The following is a 19,256-nucleotide window of genomic DNA, read 5'->3' on the forward strand; positions in this document are numbered from 1 at the left end:
TCTTATTTCTTTGCTACCGTTAGGTAGTTAAATAAGCAGGTTGCTTATTTTTTCATGCCCAATTGGATTTCGCCACCTTTGCTAAATTTGATTTCTTTAACAACGCTGAATTCTTGCGCTTGGCCGTTTACGAAAGCAGGGCGAAGTGTTTGGTTGGCCATCCATGCAATAGCTTGATTGTCGACAGTTGTGTTGCCGCTGGTACGGGTAACGCGAACATCTTTTACGGAGCCATCTGTATTAATAGTAAGGCGTACAGCCAATTTGCCGTCAATTTTTGCTTGGGCTGCGCTCACTTCTTGGTTTTTTTGGAAGAATTGCAGGCTTTGTGCTGAAGCAGCTTGAGCAGACAACAGAGCAGCTGAAATAGCGATAGAAGAGAAGATAGTGCGGATAGACATGGTAAAACTCCTTGCGTAATGTGTTGAGTATAATGATTAGCATAAAATGCTAAATTTATATATAGAAAGCATTTTCGACCTCTGTCGGTTTTGGGTCTGTTTTGCTTTTCGATGGACTCATTGTGCCAAACATTTTTTTTCTTTGCAATAAAATTAAAATGTCAAAACAAATTTGTTTATTGCATTAAAAAATGAATAAACGGTTATTCTGGTTTTGTGATGGAGCAAAAATTATCGTTTAGTGTTTAATGATGGCTGGATATTTGGCTTTTTATTTTATTTTAATTTAATTAAAACAGTTAGTTATTTATAATGAACTTAGTTCTGATATTGTTTATATATGCATAATTTTATGCTTTTATCATTTAAAAATATACCAAATATCACCTTTATATACCGATTGTTTAAATTTTATTTGTGTTGTATTTGTGATAATTGTAGACAATTTGGTGGTTTGGTTTTATGTAAATTGCCAGTTTTTTAGGCAATTGCTATTTTTTATGGCGATAATAGTTGATTTTATGTGATATTTGCATAAAAAATTATTTCGTAATATTCATTTTGATTATTTTTGAAATATAATTCCAATTTTTATCTTTTTGAATTTATGAATGATGACTGGATAGCATTTGCTTGTAATTTAACTAGATCCATTTTGTGGGTATGTAATTAAATATTTTTAGGCAGCCTATTTATTCTTAGCTTAATCAGTGCTATTTTCTTTAAGGTATGCATGTTGATCTGCGTGCACTATGAGAAAAACAATTCAGGAGAACAATAATGACCTATCAATACACTCAAGCTGCCGACTTGAAAGTTGACAATCATCTCTACCGTTTCATCGTTGAGGAAATCCTTCCCAAGCAAAATAAACATACGCCGGAAACATTTTGGCAAGGGCTTGCTGATTTGGTGCACAAATATGCGCCGAAAAACCGGGAGCTTTTGGCTAAACGGGATGAAATACAGTTGAAGCTGGACGAATGGCATAAAACCAATCCGGGCCCGGTTCGTGACGAAGCGGCTTATCAGGCATTTTTGCGTGAAATCGGCTATTTGGTTGATACACCGGCTTCTTTTAAAATTGCTACTCAAAATGTTGACCGTGAAATTGCCGAGCAGGCCGGCCCGCAATTGGTGGTGCCGATTAATAATGCCCGCTATGCGCTGAATGCTGCCAATGCCCGCTGGGGCAGCCTGTATGACGCGCTTTACGGTACTAATGCAATTGACCAAACCGGTGATTTGGCTCCTGGCAAAGGTTACAATCCGAAGCGTGGTGATGCAGTAATTGCATTTGCGCGCACGGTATTGGATGAAAGTCTACCTTTGGCGAAGGGCAGCCATAAAGATGTGTTGGCTTATAGCGTTGACGGTGGGCAACTGAAAGCGAAATTGAAAGATGGCAGCGAAAGCGGCTTGAAGCAGCCTGAATTGTTTAAAGGTTATAACGGCAACCCGCAGGCGCCTTCTTCTTTATTATTCCTGCATAACGGCCTGCACATCGATATTCTGATTGATAAAGACAGCCCTATCGGCAGCCAAGATCCTGCCGGTATCAAAGATATTGTGATGGAAGCGGCTTTATCTACTATTATGGACTGTGAAGACTCGGTTGCAGCGGTTGACGGTGAAGACAAGACTTTGGTTTATCGCAACTGGCTGGGTTTGATGAATGGCACTTTGGTGGAAGAGGTTGAGAAAAACGGCAAAACTTTTACCCGTAAGCTCAACCCTGACCGCGAATATACTGCGCCTGACGGTTCTTCTTTCAAGCTTCCCGGTCGGTCTATGCTGTTTATCCGTAATGTGGGCCATTTGATGACGACGCCGGCAGTATTGGATAAAGACGGTAACGAGATTCCCGAAGGCATTCTTGACGGTGTGATGACGGCAATGATTGCGCCTTTCGATTTGAACCGCAGTGAAAACACCAACAGCCGTTCAGGTTCGGTATATATTGTTAAACCGAAAATGCACGGGCCGGAAGAAGTGGCTTTTGCCAACGAATTGTTTGGTGCATTTGAAGATTTGGCCGGTTTGCCGCGCAATACTCTGAAAATGGGCGTGATGGATGAAGAGCGCCGTACTTCTGCCAATTTGGCGGCTTGTATCGAAGCGGCGAAAGAGCGCTTGGTATTCATCAACACGGGCTTCCTCGACCGCACCGGTGATGAAATGCATACCTCCATGCATGCCGGCGCGATGGTGCGCAAAGGTGATATGAAGTCTACCGATTGGATTAGGGCTTATGAGCATAACAATGTTCAGCAAGGTTTGGCTTGCGGTCTGCCGGGCAAGGCGCAAATCGGTAAAGGTATGTGGGCGATGCCTGATTTGATGGCGGAAATGTTGGAGCAGAAAATCGGCCATCCGAAATCCGGTGCAACGACCGCCTGGGTTCCTTCGCCGACAGCCGCTACGCTGCATGCATTGCACTATCATCAAGTAAACGTGTTTGATGTGCAGCGGGCTTTCCAAGCGCAAGACGATAAAAAAGTCCTGTCTGAAATCCTCACGATTCCGGTGGCTGAAAATACCGGCTGGTCGGCTGAAGAGAAACAGCAAGAGCTGGATAACAACTGCCAGGGTATCTTAGGCTATGTGGTCCGTTGGGTGGAGCAGGGCGTAGGTTGCTCGAAAGTGCCCGATATCCATAACGTAGGCCTGATGGAAGACCGTGCGACCTTGCGTATTTCCAGCCAGCATATTGCCAACTGGTTGCTGCACGGCGTGGTAAGCAAAGAACAAGTGCGCGAAACTTTGGAGCGCATGGCAGCCGTGGTGGATAAACAAAACGAAGGCGATGCGGCTTACACGCCGATGGTTGGCCGCTTCGACAGCTCGCCCGCTTTCTTGGCGGCTTGCGATTTGGTGTTTAAAGGTACGGAGCAGCCTAACGGCTATACCGAGCCGCTGCTGCATCACTGGCGCCGGGTTGCCAAAGGCAGCTGAGCTTTTTAAGCTGCAAGCGTGAACAATGCCTGTCTGAAAACGTTTTAACTTGGTTAAAGCCTGCTTTCAGACAGGCATTTCAGTTATAATTCCACGGCAAACGGGGCGTGTGCCCCGTATTTACTTTAGATTGAGAAGATATGGCCACTTATTCCCTATTCATTACCTGCCCGCGGGGCTTGGAACCTGTATTGCAAACCGAGCTGGAAACACAAGGTTGCACCGATATTCGGGCAACGGATGGGGGTGTGGCATGTAAAGGCGGTTTGGAGCAAGTTTACCGTGTGAACCTGCATTCGCGCACCGCCAGCCGCGTGCTGCTGCGGCTGACCAAAGGCAGCTTCCGCAGCGAGCAGGATATTTACATTTTGGCACGTAACATTAAATGGGATAATTGGTTTGATGTGCATGATACATTTAAGGTCAAAGTGGAAGGTAAAAGAGCCCGGGTAAAAAGCCTGGATTTTACAGGGCTGAAAATCAAAGATGCTTTATGCGACAGCTTCCGCGGGCAAACAGGCAGCAGACCCAGCGTGGATAAACACCGCCCTGATGTGCGTGTTCATGCATTTATTGACGAAAACAATATTCAGATTTTTATCGATACCAGCGGGGAAGCGCTCTTTAAACGCGGATACAGGCAAGATGCGGGCGATGCGCCGCTGCGGGAAAATCTGGCTGCCGGATTGCTGATGTTGGCCGGTTACGACGGTACTCAGCCTTTTCAAGACCCGTTTTGCGGCAGTGGAACGATTGTAGTGGAGGCAGCGTGGATTGCGATACACCGTGCGCCCGGTTTGATGCGCCGCTTTGGTTTTGAAAAGTTTAAAAATTTCGACCGTGCTTTGTGGGTTCAAACCAAACAGGCGGCGCGTGATGCGGAAATAGCGCAGGCACCGGCGCCTATCGGCGGCAGCGATAATGACCGCCAAATGATCCGCACCGCGGAAGCCAATGCGCGTGCGGCTGAAGCGGATGCTTTCATACAGTTTTCAGTGAACGATGCGCAGGATGTGCGGCCCAACGGTGTTGCCGGCATTATGCTTTCAAACCCGCCTTACGGTGTGCGCTTGGCCGAAGTGGAAGCCTTACATGCGCTTTATCCGCAGCTCGGTGCATGGTTGAAGCTGCATTATGCCGGCTGGCTTGTCGGCATGTTTACCGGCGACCGCGATATGCCCAAGCTGATGCGTTTGCAGCCCAAGCGCAAGATTCCGCTTTATAACGGCAATCTTGACTGCCGCTTGTTCCTTCTGGATATGGTTAAAGGCAGCAACCGCTGATGCCTGTCTGAAACGGATAATTTATGAATCATAATCATCAAGAAATGATGCGTTTATCTAAGCGCATGGCGGAACTGGGGCTATGTTCGCGCCGTGAAGCGGATGGCTATATAGAACAGGGTTGGGTAAAAGTAAACGGTCAAACTGCGGTGCTCGGGCAGAAAGTGGGCTTATCGGACCGCATCGACTTGGATAAAAAAGCGCATGAAAGCCAAGCGGGGCGCGTAACGATTTTGTTGAACAAGCCGGTGGGCTACGTGAGCGCCCACGCTGAAAAAGGTTATGCGTCTGCCGCTTCATTGATTACGGAAGAGAACAGGTGGGAAGGCGATTCCAGCGGGATTGTGTTCAAAAAAAACCATTCCCGCGGGCTGGCGCCTGCAGGCCGATTGGATATTGATTCGGTAGGGTTGCTGGTGTTGACGCAAGACGGGCGGATTGCCAAACAACTGATTGGCGAACAGAGCGGCATAGAAAAAGAATATCTGGTTCGGGTAAAAGGAACCTTATCAGAAGAAGGATTGCGCTTGTTAAACCACGGCCTGAGCCTTGATGGGGAAAAATTGCGCCCAGCTCAGGTTACATGGCAAAACCAAGACCAATTGCGTTTTATTTTGAAACAAGGCAAGAAGCGCCAAATCCGACGCATGTGCGAATTAGTCGGCCTGCGTGTAGTGGGTTTGAAACGCATCCGTATGGGCAAAGTCAAACTGGGTGCACTGCCGCCGGGAAAATGGCGGTATTTGGATAAAAAAGAAAAGTTTTAAGAGTAAGCGGCAAATGCCTGTCTGAAAGCAAACAACTTAATAGCCGTTTGCTTTCAGACAGGCATTGTGCTATAGCAAATAAGATTATTTTTGAAACAAGGCAGCAAGCTGTGGACAGCACGAGTGGTACGTCAAAGGCGCAGCAACGCCGTAGTAAAAGTGCTGTATCGCTTGTTTATAAAGCGCGGTTAAAATACAAAGGTACCTTCGCTGCCTTCGACATTTTGTTTACATAAGTCAGCAATTTTTCCGGCAGCTCCAAACCGCGAACCATCGTCAGATTGCGCAGAATAGGGAAGATGAGAATGTCTTCCATACTTAATTCGCCGGCTAGAGCCCCGGTTGATACAACCAGCTTTTCCAGCTCTGCTAAATCAGTGTGCAATTCGGCCAGATATTGAGGGGTATTCGTTAGATGTTCTTCGAATTTGCCGATAGTTTCTTCTTTTTTCTTCACAAAATAGTCGATTGCCGATTGGGTGGGATAATCAGGTAGCCCCAATTTGATATTGCGCGGCCAAACCAGTTTGTTTTGATAGCTGCTTACTTTATCGAACCATGCCTGTATTTCGGGGCGGATGGCTTCGTCTAGTTTGCCATCGGCATATTCTCTAACCCAGCGGACAATATCCAGGCTTTCTCCCATGTATGAACCATCGGGCTTTTGCAAAATAGGCACTTGTTTTGCACCAATCATACTGATGGGCGTGTCTTCATCATCGTTAGCCAGGATAATTTGCTCAACATCAATATTAAAAAGGCCAAACGACATACGGGCACGAACGCAAAAAGGGCAATGGTCATAAATATACAGCTTCATCATGCTTCTCCGTGGAGGGAATGGGTTTTAATAAAAATATAACTTAGTTAAAAATTATTTTTAAAATATTTTAAATTGTAATTAAATGTATTAAAATTAAACTCAAAATAAATAAAGAAAACATTTTTTTACAATTGCAGCGTTGTATTATTTTTATGTATTCTTAGCATTTGTTTTTTCAGTGAATTTCAAAATTATAAATAAACGGCATTTTTCTTAGATAAGCGGGATTATGCAAATTAATTGTTATTGTGTGAAAATTGCTTAAATTTTGAGCGGCGAAAATTTTACAACTTCCGTGAGCCGCCCTATACTTACAACATATTATCAGAGCTACAAGCTTAATGCGTATAGATTTTTTCAACCCCCTTGGCAATGTTGCATCTAAAGCGCCGATGTTTATGATGCAGTTGATTTGTAAATAAGCTTGTTTCAGGCTTGCAGCATTATTAAATGTGTTTTTTAGAATATTTAGTGGAGAGTACTATGAATTACGATAAAGCCGTATCAGAAATGTTGAACGTTGATGGTTCTATTGCTGCTGCTGTGGTTGATTATGCGAGCGGAATGCTTTTAGCCGGTGGCGGATCACCTTCCGTAGACTTGGAAATTGCGGCTGCCGGCCACACTGAAGTAGTTTCTTCAGAAATGAAAACCATGAAAATGCTGGGCATGAATGATGTTATCGAAGATATTCTGATTACATTGGGTAAACAATACCATCTGCTTCGTCCGCTGAAAAACCACGATGGTTTGTTCCTTTACTCTGTATTGGATAAATCTAAATCAAATTTGGCTTTGGCCCGTCGCTCTTTGGTTGAGGTAGAGCGCAATTTGGGTTGATTTTAAAGAGACTTGGTAGCGAATCCAGCCATCTTACAGGCTGGATTTTTTAGGGTTGGAATACAAGAATGCCTGTCTGAAAAATAGTTTTCAGACAGGCATTCTTGTATTCCAACGGCTTATCGTTACATTCGAGTGCGTTGACACGGTAGATCTCCCTTTCGTTTGTCATGGCGGTTTAAGAATGCTTGGTTCGCGGCTGGATTTAGCCTATGCTTAACGTTACAATAATCCCTCACAAAACACTAGCGGGTAGAAACTATGACGATCACGTCCACCGTAAGCAGTCTTGCTCTGGATTTGGATAAATATCGCGATTGGTTTGATATTTATCTGAAAGGCCTGTCTGAAAAACATCAACAGCTGCTGAAATCGGCACTGGCTTTGGCTGAAGAATGTTATCCGGAAAAGGCTGTAACGCATGCCGGTGAACTGCTGCTCAGCAATTTATTGGGGGCGGCTCAAATGGTTTCTGAGATGGATTTGCTGCCGGATGCCGTAGCAGCCACTATTCTTACCGACATTTCATCGTTCTGCGACAATTGGCAGGAAAGAGTAACAGAAACATGCGGTAAGAAAGTATGCGATTTAGTTGAAGGTATTGATGAAATCCAAAAGCTGACGCATTTTGCCAAGGTTGACAATCTGGCCACGCCTGAAGAGCGGGCGGAGCAGGCCGAGACCATGCGGAAAATGTTACTGGCCATGGTGTCGGATATTCGGGTGGTGTTGATTAAACTGGCGCTCCGCACCCGTACCATGCAGTATCTCTGCCGTTTGCCGGATAGTGAGAAAAAACGGGCGGTTGCAAAAGAAACCTTGGATATTTTTGCGCCTTTGGCCAACCGCTTGGGGGTTTGGCAGCTCAAATGGAAGTTAGAAGATTTGGGCTTCAGACATCAAGACCCTGAAAAATACAAAGAGATTGCCAATCTGCTGGATGAAAAGCGCACCGAGCGCTTGGAATATATTGAAAACTTTCTAAACATTTTGAGAAGAGAGTTAGATAAATACAATATCCACTATGATGTGGCCGGCCGACCCAAACATATCTATTCCATTTACAAAAAAATGGTTAAGAAAAAGCTTGGGTTTGAAGGTTTGTATGACATCAGGGCCGTGCGGATTTTGGTTGATACCGTGCCCGAGTGTTATACCACGCTCGGTATCGTACACAGTTTGTGGCAGCCTATTCCGGGTGAATTTGATGATTACATCGCTTACCCGAAAGCCAATGGCTACAAGAGCTTGCATACGGTTATCGTGGGGCCGGAAGATAAAGGTGTGGAAGTGCAAATCCGCACTTTTGAAATGCATCAATTCAATGAATTCGGTGTAGCGGCACACTGGCGCTACAAGGAAGGCGGTAAGGGCAATAGCGCTTACGAACAGAAAATCGCGTGGCTGCGCCAGCTTTTGGACTGGCGTGAAAATATGGCGGAAAGCGATCAAGAAGATCTCGCTTCGGCCTTTCAAACAGAATTATTTAACGACACGATTTATGTGCTGACGCCGCACGGCAAAGTATTTTCACTACCGGCGGGCGCCACCCCGATAGATTTTGCTTACGCTTTGCATTCTGATTTGGGTAACCGATGCCGGGGTGCAAAAGTGGACGGGCAGATTGTGCCGCTTTCCACGCCGCTGGAAAACGGGCAGCGGGTGGAAATTATTGCCGCCAAAGAGGGTGCGCCATCGGTAAACTGGCTGTATGAAGGTTGGGTAAAAAGCCAGCGCGCCATCAGTAAAATCCGTGCCTATATCCGCCAGCAGAATGCGGAGGCTGTGCGCGAAAACGGCAAGGCGCAATTTGAAAAAGTGCTGGCTAAAACCTCCCCCAAACCTAACCAGCAAGAGCTGAGCGAGAAGCTCGGGTTCAAAAAAATCGAAGATCTTTATACTGCCATAGGGCAGGGTGAAATCACGCCCCGGGCCATACAAAAAGCCTGCGGCATGTTGAATGAGCCGCCGCCCGCGCAAGTTAGCGAAACCAGTATTGTCAAACGGTCGAAAATCAAATCCGATAATAAAAACGGGATTTTAATTGATGGTGAAGAGGGTTTGCTTACCACATTGGCCAAATGCTGCAAACCTGCGCCGCCCGACGATATTATCGGTTTCGTAACCCGGGAGCGGGGTATTTCGGTGCACCGAACCAACTGCCCGTCGTTTCAAAATCTTGCTAAGCAATCCCCCGATAAAGTATTGCCTGCTTCTTGGGCGAAAATACAAGACGGTCAGGTATTTGCGGTGGATATCGAAGTGCGCGCGCAAGACCGTAGCGGGCTGTTGCGTGATGTCTCAGAAACATTGGCGCGTCATAAAATCAATGTGACTGCGGTTCAAACACATTCCCGTGATTTGGAAGCCAGCATGCGGTTTACTTTGGAGGTGAAACAAGTGAGCGAGCTGCCTCGTGTTTTAACCAGCTTGAGCGAAGTGAAAGGTGTGCTGAGCGTTACGCGGCTTTGATTGACTATATATAAACTGAAAAAATGTAATGCCTGTCTGAAAACTTGTTGCAGCTTTAGTTTTCAGACAGGCATTTTGTTTACCGGATGATGATTGGATTTACTTCAGCTGATCCAGCCAACGTTCCGCATCAAGTGCGGCTTGGCAGCCGGATGCGGCACTGGTGATCGCCTGGCGGTAGGTGTGGTCTTTTACATCGCCTGCCGCCCAAACGCCGTCGATATTGGTTAGCCCCACATTATCGGCGGAGCCGCCTTTGGTTTTCAGGTAGCCTGTTGCGTCCATATCGAGCTGGCCTTTGAAAATGGCGGTGTTGGGCTGGTGGCCGATGGCGATGAACACGCCTTTCACGGTGATATTTTCGGTGTTGCCGTCGGTGTATTTCAGGCGGGCGCCGGTTACGCCGCTGTCGTCGCCCAATACCTCGTCGAGGTTGGCATTGAGTTTGAGGATGATTTTGCCTTCTTCAACGCGTTTCATCAATTTATCAACCATGATTTTTTCTGCGCGGAAGGTATCGCGGCGGTGGATGAGGGTAACGGTTTTGGCGATGTTGGCCAGATACAGAGCCTCTTCTACGGCGGTGTTGCCGCCGCCGACTACGGCCACGTCTTCACCTTTATAGAAGAATCCGTCACAGGTGGCGCAAGCGGAAACACCGCGGCCTGCAAAGGCTTCTTCGCTCGGCAGGCCGAGGTACTTGGCCGAAGCGCCGGTAGCGATAATGAGTGCATCGCAAGTATAGGTGCCCATATCGCCTTGCAGGGTGAACGGGCGGTTTTGCAAATCAACAGTGTGGATTTGGTCGAAAATCATTTCTGTGCCGAAACGCTCGGCATGGGCTTGGAAGCGGGCCATCAGCTCCGGGCCTTGCACGCCTTGAGCATCTGCCGGCCAGTTGTCGACATCGGTGGTGGTCATCAATTGGCCGCCTTGTTCGATGCCGGTGATGATAACGGGTTGCAGGTTGGCACGGGCGGCATAGATGGCGGCGGTGTAGCCGGCAGGGCCTGAGCCTAAGATGATGAGTTTGTGATGTTTGGTTTCGCTCATGATAAATCCTGTGGTTATGCAGATAAGTTCAGACAGGCATTATGAATGATTCAATGCCTGTCTGAAAAAAGTGTAGCCGTATTAACGGCGGCGGCCAAAACCGGGTTTGCCGCCCATGTTGCGTTGTTGACGCGGCTGTTGGTAGTTGTTTTGCGCGTTGTTGCTTTGGCGGTAAGCCGATTGGTTGGCCTGCTGCGCGGCTTTTTGGCGAGGGGTCAGTTTGTTGGGGGCTTGGGCGGTTTTGCCTCGGTATTGTTGGGCGTATTGGGTGCGCACTTGTTGGGCGGTAGGGCTGTTGGCCGGGGCCTTGGTGAATTTATTAGCCAAAGCGCTGCCGATAAAGGCGCCTGCCGCGGCACCGATCAGGCTTTGCAGCAACCAGCTGCCGGTTGACGGGTCATACATATATTGTTGGCCGTCGGTGCCGGTAACAACTTCGCCGTTTTTGCCTTTTTCTTGTTCGGCAGCGGGAATGGTTTCGTTAACCGCGCTTGCGGCCAGCTGATAAACAGTGGTGTCTTGTTGAGCCTGCAGTTGGGCAATCTGTTCTTGCTGGGCTTTCACTTGGGCTTCCAGCTCGGCTTGTTTGTCGCCGCCGCATGCGGTAAGCGTGAAAGCGGCAGCGCTGATAAGGGCAAGGTATTTCTTCATAAGTATTCCGAATTGTATTTTGTGGGTTGCAAACAGCGTTTAATATATAGTCAGATAATCGAATATTCAACAAATGGGTTGTCGATTGCTCTTTTAAAGAAGTTATATAAAATTGATTTAGGCAATATATTTTGTTTCTATTTTTATATTGGTACTGTATTATTAACGTTTCTTTTTGTTAATTAAAGGGATGTTTATGCGAAAAAACGTTGGGTTTGCAATTTCTTTGTTTTTTGTCGTTACGGGATGTGCAACTGCTCCAATCGATTCTTCTCGAGCAAAACTTGTGCCGACTGAAAGAATTTTGGCATATAGTGAGCCAAACCCTGATTATGCAAAAGTAGAAATTATTAGAGATTCAGGTCATATTGGAAGTGCCTGTTATTTTGGAGTCATGTACCGAAACACGGTTTTGGCTCGTTTTGGAACAAAGGAAAAGGCTACTTTTTATATTCCTGAAGGTAATTGGCCATTTGCTATTGTGCGAGATCCTGATGGACGAGGTTTATGTGGAGTAAACGATTTAAATCCTGTTTTTGAAACACAAAAAATTAGTAAAGAACAAGATAATTTATTTAGAATTAGTTTTGGCCCTTGGCGTCGTCCAAGATTATTACCGCTTCAATAAATAGTTTTCGAACCAATTTTTTATAGCATTAAAAATTATTTTTCAAAGCATAGAAGCAAGAAAAACAGTAATGCCTGTCTGAAAAGTTTTCAGACAGGCATTGTTTGCTTTATTCGGGCTTCTTAAAGTGCTTGCGACGCTCATGCTCTTGCAAGTAGCGTTTGCGCAAGCGGATGGATTGCGGCGTGATTTCCACCAATTCGTCGTCGTCGATAAACTCGACCGCGCTTTCCAAAGTCAGCTTGATCGGAGTGGTCAGGCGCACGGCTTCATCGGTGCCGCTGGCGCGCACGTTGGTGAGTTTTTTGCCTTTCAGCGGGTTAACCACCAAGTCGTTGTCACGGCTGTGGATGCCGATAATCATGCCTTCGTAGAGTTTGTCGCCGGGCGATACGAACATGCGGCCTCGGTCTTCCAAGTTCCACAATGCGTAAGCCACGGCTTCGCCTTGCTCTTGGGAAATCAACACACCATTGTGGCGGCCGGGCATATCGGGTTTCACCGGCGCGTAATCGTCGAAAACGTGGCTCATCAGGCCGACGCCGCGGGTTAAGGTCATGAATTCGCCTTGGAAACCGATCAGGCCGCGGGCGGGGATGTGGTATTCCAAGCGGGTGCGGCCGTTGCCGTCACTTTCCATATTGGTCAGCTCGCCACGACGGCGGCCAAGCTCTTCCATCACGGCGCCTTGGTTGTCGTCGGGTACGTCAACGGTCAGGTTTTCATACGGTTCGCATTTTTGGCCGTCAATTTCGCGGTAAACCACGCGCGGTTTGCCGACGGCCAATTCGTAACCTTCGCGGCGCATGTTTTCCAACAGAATGGTCAAGTGCAATTCGCCGCGGCCGGAAACGCGGAATACGTCGGCATCTTCTGTGTCTTCTACACGCAGGGCGACGTTGGTGAGCAATTCTTTTTGCAGACGGTCGCGAATTTGGCGGGAAGTAACAAATTTGCCTTCGGTGCCGGCCAGCGGAGAGGTGTTGACCATGAAGTCCATGGTTAAAGTCGGCTCGTCCACGCTCAACATGGGCAGGCCTTTGGGATTATCTTTATCGGTGATGGTTACGCCGATGCCGATGTCTTCAATGCCGGAAATAATCACAATATCGCCTGCTTCCGCTTCTTCCAAGGGAACGCGCTCCAAGCCTTTGAAGCCCAAAAGTTGGTTGATGCGGCCTTGCGCCACTTGTTTTTCGTGGTTCATCACGGCAACCACTTGGCCGGGTTTGATGCGGCCGTTCAAAATGCGGCCGATACCCAAGCGGCCGGTGTAGTTGTCGTAGTCGAGTTGGGAAATTTGCAGTTGCAGGGTTTCGTCTGCGTTGCCGCTGGGCGGGGGGGTGTGTTTCAGGATGGTGTCGAACAACGGGCGCATATCTTTGTTCTCGTCGTCTTCTTCCAACTTGGCGAAACCGCTCAAGCCTGAAGCGTAAACGATGGGGAAGTCTAATTGCTCGTCGGTGGCGCCGAGGCTGTCGAACAGCTCGAACGTTTGGTCGATCACCCAGCTTGGGCGCGCGCTCGGTTTGTCGATTTTGTTAATTACCACAATCGGGCGCAGGCCTAATGCCAGTGCTTTTTTGGTGACGAAACGGGTTTGCGGCATCGGGCCTTCTTGGGCATCTACCAGCAATACCACGCAATCCACCATGCCTAATACGCGTTCTACTTCGCCGCCGAAGTCGGCGTGTCCGGGCGTATCTACGATGTTGATGTGATAGCCTTCGTATTCGATGGCGGTATTTTTGGCAAGAATGGTGATGCCGCGTTCTTTTTCGATGTCGTTGCTGTCCATCACGCGTTCGTCAACCTGCTGGTTGGCTCGGAAGGTGCCGGATTGGCGCAATAATTGGTCGACCAGTGTTGTTTTACCGTGGTCAACGTGGGCGATAATCGCAATGTTGCGGATTTGTTTCATGTTTGTGCTTTAGCTTAAATTTGGAAAACTGTGAATTATAACATGCTTTTATTGGCAAAATGTCTTCAATAAAAAACAGGTTTTAAAGTTAATTAATGTAAAATGTAAATCTAATTGATAGAGCTTATCAAAATCGTATCCAATAAAACACTATTAAAAACAAGATACTGATATTTTCTATTCAAAAAAACAGGCCTATTTATTTTTGATAATTATTTGTATTTTAAATAGAAAATTTGAAATATTTGGAATAGTTGATAGAATTTGAAATATGGAAGAGCAGTGCAAAAGAAACACACCGCATCATAATAAGTAAGTATTCGTGAAAGGAATAAAACTATGCAAGGCAATCAAGCAGTAATTGATTATATGAACGAGTTGTTGGCGGGCGAATTGGCTGCGCGCGACCAATATTTTATCCATTCTCGCATGTATGCGGAATGGGGTTACAACAAATTATTCGAACGCATCGGCCATGAGATGGAAGATGAAACCGAGCATGCAGAAGCGTTTATCCGCCGTATTTTGATGCTGGGCGGCACGCCGAAAATGGTGCCTGCGGCTATTAATGTGGGCGCTGATGTGGTTTCTATGCTTAAAGCCGATTTGAACACTGAGCTGGAAGTGCGCGCCGCTTTGAAAAAAGGTGTGAAACTTTGCGAAGAGCAACAAGATTATGTTACCCGCGAATTGCTGGTTAATCAGTTGAAAGATACTGAAGAAGACCATGCACACTGGCTTGAGCAGCAATTGCGCCTGATTGATATGGTCGGCATGCAAAACTATCTGCAAAGCCAAGTTTAATATTTAGAACCTTGAAAGGAGCCGATAATGCAAGGCGAACGTTCGGTAATCCGTGAGCTGAATATAAATCTAGGCTTGCTGCTGGTAACCATCAATCAATATTTCCTGCATGCCCGTATTTTGAAAAACTGGGGCTTTGAGGAATTGGGTGAACATTTCTACAAACAATCTATCGTGGAAATGAAGGCTGCCGATGACCTTATTGAGCGGATTTTACTGCTGGAAGGTCTGCCTAACCTGCAGGATTTGGGTAAATTGCTCATTGGTGAAACGCCGGAAGAAATTATCCGTTGCGATCTTACTAAAGAGCAGGAAAAACACGACGCATTGGTGGCTGCGATTGCCGAGTGCGAGGCTCAACAGGATTATGTAAGCCGTGCTCTGTTAACCAGCTTGAAAGACACCAACGAAGAACACATTGATTGGTTGGAAACCCAGCAAGAATTGATTGGCAATATGGGGTTGCACAATTATTTGCAATCTGGTGCGCAAGAGGACTAAGCAGGGCAGCCCGCTTAGAAACACAACACTACCAAACTAACAACAACTTTTGCGCAAGTTGTGAGGAAGCGGCTCATCGTTCGGATGAGCTGTTTTATTATGTATGCCTGTCTGAAAAGTGTTTAATTAGTTTTCAGACAGGCATTGCCGAAGCCATATAGTGGAAGCGGTAAACTTGTGCTATAAATAAAAACGTTTTTTATTTAAACAGAAAGCGAACAGCAATGGATGCATTGGCACTATTAACCACACGCCGTTCAAGTAAGAAATTGACCGCGCCCGGACCCGACAGGGCGCAGATTGAAACGATGCTGCAAGCGGCAACACAGGTGCCTGATCATGGCAATATGCGGCCGGTTAAGTTTACCCTTATCGAGAGTGAAGAAGGTTTGAACCGTTTCCGCGAGCTGCTTAAGCAAACCGTGATTGAGTTAAATTTTGGTGAAGAGAGCTTGCAAAAAGCCGAGAGAGTAGGGCGTATGGCGCCTTTGGTGGTGGGGGTAACGTTCAGCCCAAATCGTGAGGTGCCGAAACCCAAGCCCGAATGGGAGCAAATGTTGAGCGCTGCGTGCTCTGCGTACGCTTTCCAGCTGGCTGCCAAAGCACAAGGTTTTGATAATGTTTGGATTACCGGGCTTTGGGTAAACAGCCCTTTATTGCGCGAAGCTTTCGGTTGCGCTGAAAAAGATAAAATCATTGCTTTGTTGATGGTGGGCACGGGCGAGGAAAACAGTGAAGGTGCAAAAAACACGGATTTATCAGAATCGGTAACTTATTGGTAAACAGTTAAAACCCGGTTGCTCTTCATGGCAACCGGGTTTTTTCAGACAGGCATTGGATTAAGTGAACTTTAACTGTTGATTAGCTATTGATAAACAATCTCAAATAGAGTTATAATGTTACGTTATAACGCTAGGAGGAAGTTATGAAACCCGATATTCATCCGGAAAATTACCGCACTGTTTTGTTTTACGATAGCAGCGCCGATGAAGGCTGGCTGATCCGCTCTTGCGCGCCCACTTCTAAAACCATGCAGTGGCGCGACGGTCAGGAGTACCCGGTATTTATGCTGGATACATCATCTGCAAGCCATCCTGTGTATACAGGCAAACAGCGCGAGCATAACCGTGAAGGCCGTGCCAGCCTGTTTAACCAACGCTATGCAGGTATGATGAACGCACTTAAGAAAGGATAAGCACATGCAAGTTTTATCATCTTTAAAAGCCGCCAAACAACGCCACAGAGATTGCCAAGTGGTGCGCCGTCGCGGAAAAGTTTATGTGATTTGCAAAAGCAATCCGCGTTTTAAAGCGCGTCAGCGTTAAAAATATATTCCCTTTATCTATCGAAGTCGAGCTGCCTTTGGGCAGCTTTTTTTTATGTTTTTGAAAATAGATTTTCAGACAGGCATTGAGATAAATCAAAATCATATTAATCATTTGCTGTCAAATAAAATTAATAAAATTTAACTATTGAAATACATCTTCATAACCCAATATCGCATTTATCCAACAATTGAAGCTATACAAATAAGGAGCTCTAGAAATATGAGATTCGATAAACTAACCGCAAAATTCCAACAAGCTCTGGCCGATGCCCAGAGCTTGGCTTTGGCTGCCGATAACAGCTATCTCGAAGCAGGCCATGTATTGAAAGCCTTGCTCGACGATGCCGAAGGTGGCACCGCAGCCCTACTCTCGCACGCCGGTGTGAACGTACCACAAGTAAAACAACAACTTACCCAAACCCTAAACAGCCTGCCCAAAGTATCGGGCACCGGCGGCGAAATCCTGCCCAGCCGTGAATTGCAGGCCGTCTTAAACCTGATGGACAAAGCTGCCGTGAAGCGCGGCGATGCCTATATAGCCAGCGAACTGTTCCCGCTTGCATTGGTACAGCAAAACGACAACACCGGCCGCATTCTGAAAAATGCCGGAGCCACCGAACAAAACATCAACGCCGCCATTGACGCGGTACGAGGAGGAGCCTCTGTGGATAACCCCAATGCCGAAGACCAACGCGAAGCCCTGAAAAAATACACCACCGACTTAACCCAGCGCGCCCGCGAAGGCAAACTTGATCCGGTTATCGGCCGTGATGACGAAATCCGCCGTGCCATCCAAGTATTGCAACGCCGCACCAAAAACAACCCCGTGTTAATCGGCGAACCCGGCGTGGGTAAAACCGCCATTGTGGAAGGCTTGGCGCAACGTATCGTGGACGGTGAAGTGCCCGATTCCCTGCGCAACAAACGCCTGTTGGTGCTCGATTTAGCCGCATTGATTGCCGGTGCCAAATACCGCGGCGAGTTTGAAGAACGCCTGAAGGCCGTCTTAAACGATTTGGCTAAAGACGATGGCAACACCTTGATTTTCATTGATGAAATCCACACGCTTGTCGGTGCGGGCAAGGCAGACGGCGCAATGGACGCAGGCAATATGCTCAAACCCGCTTTAGCTCGCGGCGAGCTGCACTGTATCGGTGCCACCACTTTAGACGAATACCGCCAATACATCGAAAAAGATGCCGCGCTGGAGCGACGCTTCCAAAAAGTATTGGTGGGCGAGCCGAGCGTGGAAGACACCATCGCCATTCTGCGCGGTTTGCAGGAGCGTTACGAAATCCACCACGGCATCGACATCACCGATCCGGCTATTGTCGCCGCCGCAGAATTGAGCAACCGCTACATTACCGACCGCTTCCTGCCCGATAAAGCCATTGATTTGATTGACGAAGCTGCCAGCCGAATCAAAATGGAGCTGGATTCCAAACCCGAGCAGATGGACAAACTCGACCGCCGCATCATCCAGCTCAAAATGGAAAGAATGCACGTCGAGAAAGAAAGCGACGACGCCAGCAAAAAACGCCTCGATTTAATCGACGAAGAAATTGCCGGCCTACAAAAAGAATACGCCGATTTGGACGAAATCTGGAAAGCCGAAAAAGCCGCTTCCGCAGGCACTGCCGATCTCAAAAAACAAATCGACGACATCAAAGTCAAAATCGAGCAGGCCAAACGCCAAGGCGACTTCGCCCGCGCATCCGAGCTGGAATACGGCGAACTGCCCAAACTCAGCCAACAACTGCACGCGCTGGAAAACAATCCGCAAGAGCAGCAGGCCAACAAACTCTTCCGCACCAAAGTGGGCGCGGACGAAGTGGCCGAAATCGTATCGCGCATGACCGGCATTCCCGTGAGCAAAATGATGGAAGGCGAACGCGACAAACTCTTGAAAATGGAAGAAGTATTGCACAACCGCGTGGTGGGGCAAGACGAAGCCGTGCGCGCCGTATCTAACGCTATCCGCCGCTCGCGCTCCGGCTTGGCCGACCCCAACAAACCATACGGCAGCTTCCTCTTCTTAGGCCCGACCGGTGTCGGCAAAACCGAACTGTGCAAAGCATTGGCGAGCTTCCTGTTTGACAGCGAAGACCATTTAATCCGCATCGATATGTCGGAATACATGGAAAAACACGCCGTTGCCCGCTTAATCGGCGCGCCTCCCGGCTATGTCGGCTATGAAGAAGGCGGCTACCTAACTGAACAAGTCCGCCGAAAACCTTACAGCGTGATCCTGCTCGACGAAGTGGAAAAAGCCCACCCCGATGTGTTTAACATCCTGCTGCAAGTGCTGGACGACGGTCGCTTGACTGACGGCCAAGGCCGTACGGTGGACTTTAAAAACACCGTGATCGTGATGACTTCCAATATCGGCAGCCACCACATCCAACAAATGGACACCGCCGATTACGAAGCCGTGAAAGAAGTGGTAATGGAAGACGTGAAAGAACACTTCCGCCCCGAAATGATCAACCGTATCGATGAGGTGGTCGTGTTCCACGGCTTGGATCAGGCCAATATCCGCAGCATCGCCAAAATCCAGCTCAAAGGTTTGGAAAAACGCCTTGCCGCCCAAAACCTGCATCTCAAAGTCGACGATGCCGCGCTGGATCTAATCGCCAAAGCAGGCTTCGACCCCGTATACGGCGCACGCCCGCTCAAACGTGCCATCCAAGCGGAAATCGAAAACCCGCTGGCTCTCGCTTTGCTCGAAGGCAAATATAAGCCCGAAAGCACCATCCATGTGAAAGCGGATGGAGATAATTTAATATTTGATTAACTATTTTTTAGTTAACTATAACCAAAGGCCGTCTGA

18 protein-coding genes are annotated in these 19,256 nt (G+C 47.5%); 12 read left to right on the forward strand and 6 right to left on the reverse strand.

The genetic code is table 11. The features are described from left to right. Window positions 1–44: 44 nt before the first annotated feature. The gene (locus AKG09_RS00915; protein WP_054617628.1) at window positions 45–401 is read right to left on the reverse strand and encodes an energy transducer TonB; all 357 of its coding nucleotides are present in this window, start codon (window positions 399–401) and stop codon (window positions 45–47) included. A 780-nt stretch (window positions 402–1,181) separates the two neighbouring features. Here AKG09_RS00915 and AKG09_RS00920 point away from each other — a divergent pair. The 3 genes from AKG09_RS00920 (at window position 1,182) to AKG09_RS00930 (ending at window position 5,406) form a co-directional block, all read left to right on the forward strand. Next, a complete protein-coding gene (locus AKG09_RS00920) occupies window positions 1,182–3,356 on the forward strand; it encodes a malate synthase G (RefSeq protein WP_054617629.1) in 2,175 nt (724 codons plus the stop codon). 140 nt (window positions 3,357–3,496) lie between these two features. Continuing rightward, window positions 3,497–4,639, forward strand: a complete 1,143-nt coding sequence (locus AKG09_RS00925) for a class I SAM-dependent RNA methyltransferase (protein ID WP_054617630.1) — start codon at window positions 3,497–3,499, stop codon at window positions 4,637–4,639. 23 nt (window positions 4,640–4,662) lie between these two features. Next, complete coding sequence (locus AKG09_RS00930) at window positions 4,663–5,406, forward strand: pseudouridine synthase (RefSeq protein WP_054617631.1); 744 nt, start codon at window positions 4,663–4,665, stop codon at window positions 5,404–5,406. A gap of 175 nt (window positions 5,407–5,581) precedes the next feature. Here AKG09_RS00930 and grxB read toward each other — a convergent pair whose 3' ends face one another. Beyond that, window positions 5,582–6,226, reverse strand: coding sequence for a glutaredoxin 2 (gene grxB, locus AKG09_RS00935; RefSeq protein WP_054617632.1), 645 nt, complete (start codon window positions 6,224–6,226; stop codon window positions 5,582–5,584). A gap of 486 nt (window positions 6,227–6,712) precedes the next feature. On the opposite strand from grxB, the gene AKG09_RS00940 reads away from it, so the two are divergent. Then, on the forward strand, window positions 6,713–7,069 hold the full coding sequence (locus tag AKG09_RS00940) for a hypothetical protein (RefSeq protein ID WP_009115991.1): 357 nt from the start codon (window positions 6,713–6,715) through the stop codon (window positions 7,067–7,069). Between the two features lie 49 nt (window positions 7,070–7,118). On the opposite strand, the gene AKG09_RS12300 is transcribed toward AKG09_RS00940, so the two are convergent. After that, window positions 7,119–7,241 carry a hypothetical protein gene (locus AKG09_RS12300; RefSeq protein ID WP_255351109.1) on the reverse strand — a complete coding sequence of 41 codons (123 nt, stop codon included), beginning with the start codon at window positions 7,239–7,241 and terminating at the stop codon, window positions 7,119–7,121. A gap of 89 nt (window positions 7,242–7,330) precedes the next feature. Between AKG09_RS12300 and AKG09_RS00945 the strand changes: the two genes are divergently transcribed. Further along, complete coding sequence (locus AKG09_RS00945) at window positions 7,331–9,541, forward strand: bifunctional (p)ppGpp synthetase/guanosine-3',5'-bis(diphosphate) 3'-pyrophosphohydrolase (protein WP_054617633.1); 2,211 nt, start codon at window positions 7,331–7,333, stop codon at window positions 9,539–9,541. Window positions 9,542–9,640: 99 nt separating this feature from the next. Here the strand turns inward: AKG09_RS00945 and trxB are convergent, their stop codons facing one another. Together trxB and AKG09_RS00955 are read right to left on the reverse strand one after the other, a co-directional pair. Beyond that, window positions 9,641–10,594, reverse strand: a complete 954-nt coding sequence (trxB, locus tag AKG09_RS00950) for a thioredoxin-disulfide reductase (protein WP_054617634.1) — start codon at window positions 10,592–10,594, stop codon at window positions 9,641–9,643. Window positions 10,595–10,675: 81 nt separating this feature from the next. Continuing rightward, complete coding sequence (locus AKG09_RS00955; protein ID WP_054617635.1) at window positions 10,676–11,245, reverse strand: hypothetical protein; 570 nt, start codon at window positions 11,243–11,245, stop codon at window positions 10,676–10,678. 196 nt (window positions 11,246–11,441) lie between these two features. Between AKG09_RS00955 and AKG09_RS00960 the strand changes: the two genes are divergently transcribed. Continuing rightward, entirely contained in the window at window positions 11,442–11,873 is a 432-nt protein-coding gene (locus tag AKG09_RS00960) for a hypothetical protein (protein ID WP_054617636.1), read from the forward strand. A gap of 109 nt (window positions 11,874–11,982) precedes the next feature. Here AKG09_RS00960 and typA read toward each other — a convergent pair whose 3' ends face one another. Then, complete coding sequence (typA, locus tag AKG09_RS00965; RefSeq protein ID WP_054617637.1) at window positions 11,983–13,794, reverse strand: translational GTPase TypA; 1,812 nt, start codon at window positions 13,792–13,794, stop codon at window positions 11,983–11,985. A gap of 339 nt (window positions 13,795–14,133) precedes the next feature. On the opposite strand from typA, the gene bfr (AKG09_RS00970) reads away from it, so the two are divergent. From bfr (AKG09_RS00970) to clpB, 6 genes are all read left to right on the forward strand, one after another. Next, entirely contained in the window at window positions 14,134–14,598 is a 465-nt protein-coding gene (gene bfr / locus AKG09_RS00970) for a bacterioferritin (protein WP_054617638.1), read from the forward strand. 27 nt (window positions 14,599–14,625) lie between these two features. Beyond that, window positions 14,626–15,099, forward strand: a complete 474-nt coding sequence (bfr, locus tag AKG09_RS00975; protein ID WP_054617639.1) for a bacterioferritin — start codon at window positions 14,626–14,628, stop codon at window positions 15,097–15,099. A gap of 224 nt (window positions 15,100–15,323) precedes the next feature. Further along, window positions 15,324–15,881 (forward strand): nitroreductase family protein, encoded by a 558-nt coding sequence (locus tag AKG09_RS00980; protein ID WP_054617640.1) that lies wholly within the window; start codon window positions 15,324–15,326, stop codon window positions 15,879–15,881. A gap of 143 nt (window positions 15,882–16,024) precedes the next feature. After that, the gene (locus AKG09_RS00985) at window positions 16,025–16,294 is read left to right on the forward strand and encodes a type B 50S ribosomal protein L31 (protein ID WP_054617641.1); all 270 of its coding nucleotides are present in this window, start codon (window positions 16,025–16,027) and stop codon (window positions 16,292–16,294) included. Window positions 16,295–16,298: 4 nt separating this feature from the next. Beyond that, window positions 16,299–16,424, forward strand: coding sequence for a type B 50S ribosomal protein L36 (gene ykgO, locus AKG09_RS11565; protein ID WP_009116002.1), 126 nt, complete (start codon window positions 16,299–16,301; stop codon window positions 16,422–16,424). A gap of 222 nt (window positions 16,425–16,646) precedes the next feature. Beyond that, a complete protein-coding gene (gene clpB, locus AKG09_RS00995; protein WP_054617643.1) occupies window positions 16,647–19,220 on the forward strand; it encodes an ATP-dependent chaperone ClpB in 2,574 nt (857 codons plus the stop codon). Window positions 19,221–19,256 lie beyond the last annotated feature (36 nt).

Origin of the sequence: Neisseria sp. 83E34 (genome assembly GCF_001308015.1) — a bacterium.
Taxonomy (GTDB): Bacteria; Pseudomonadota; Gammaproteobacteria; order Burkholderiales; family Neisseriaceae; genus Neisseria.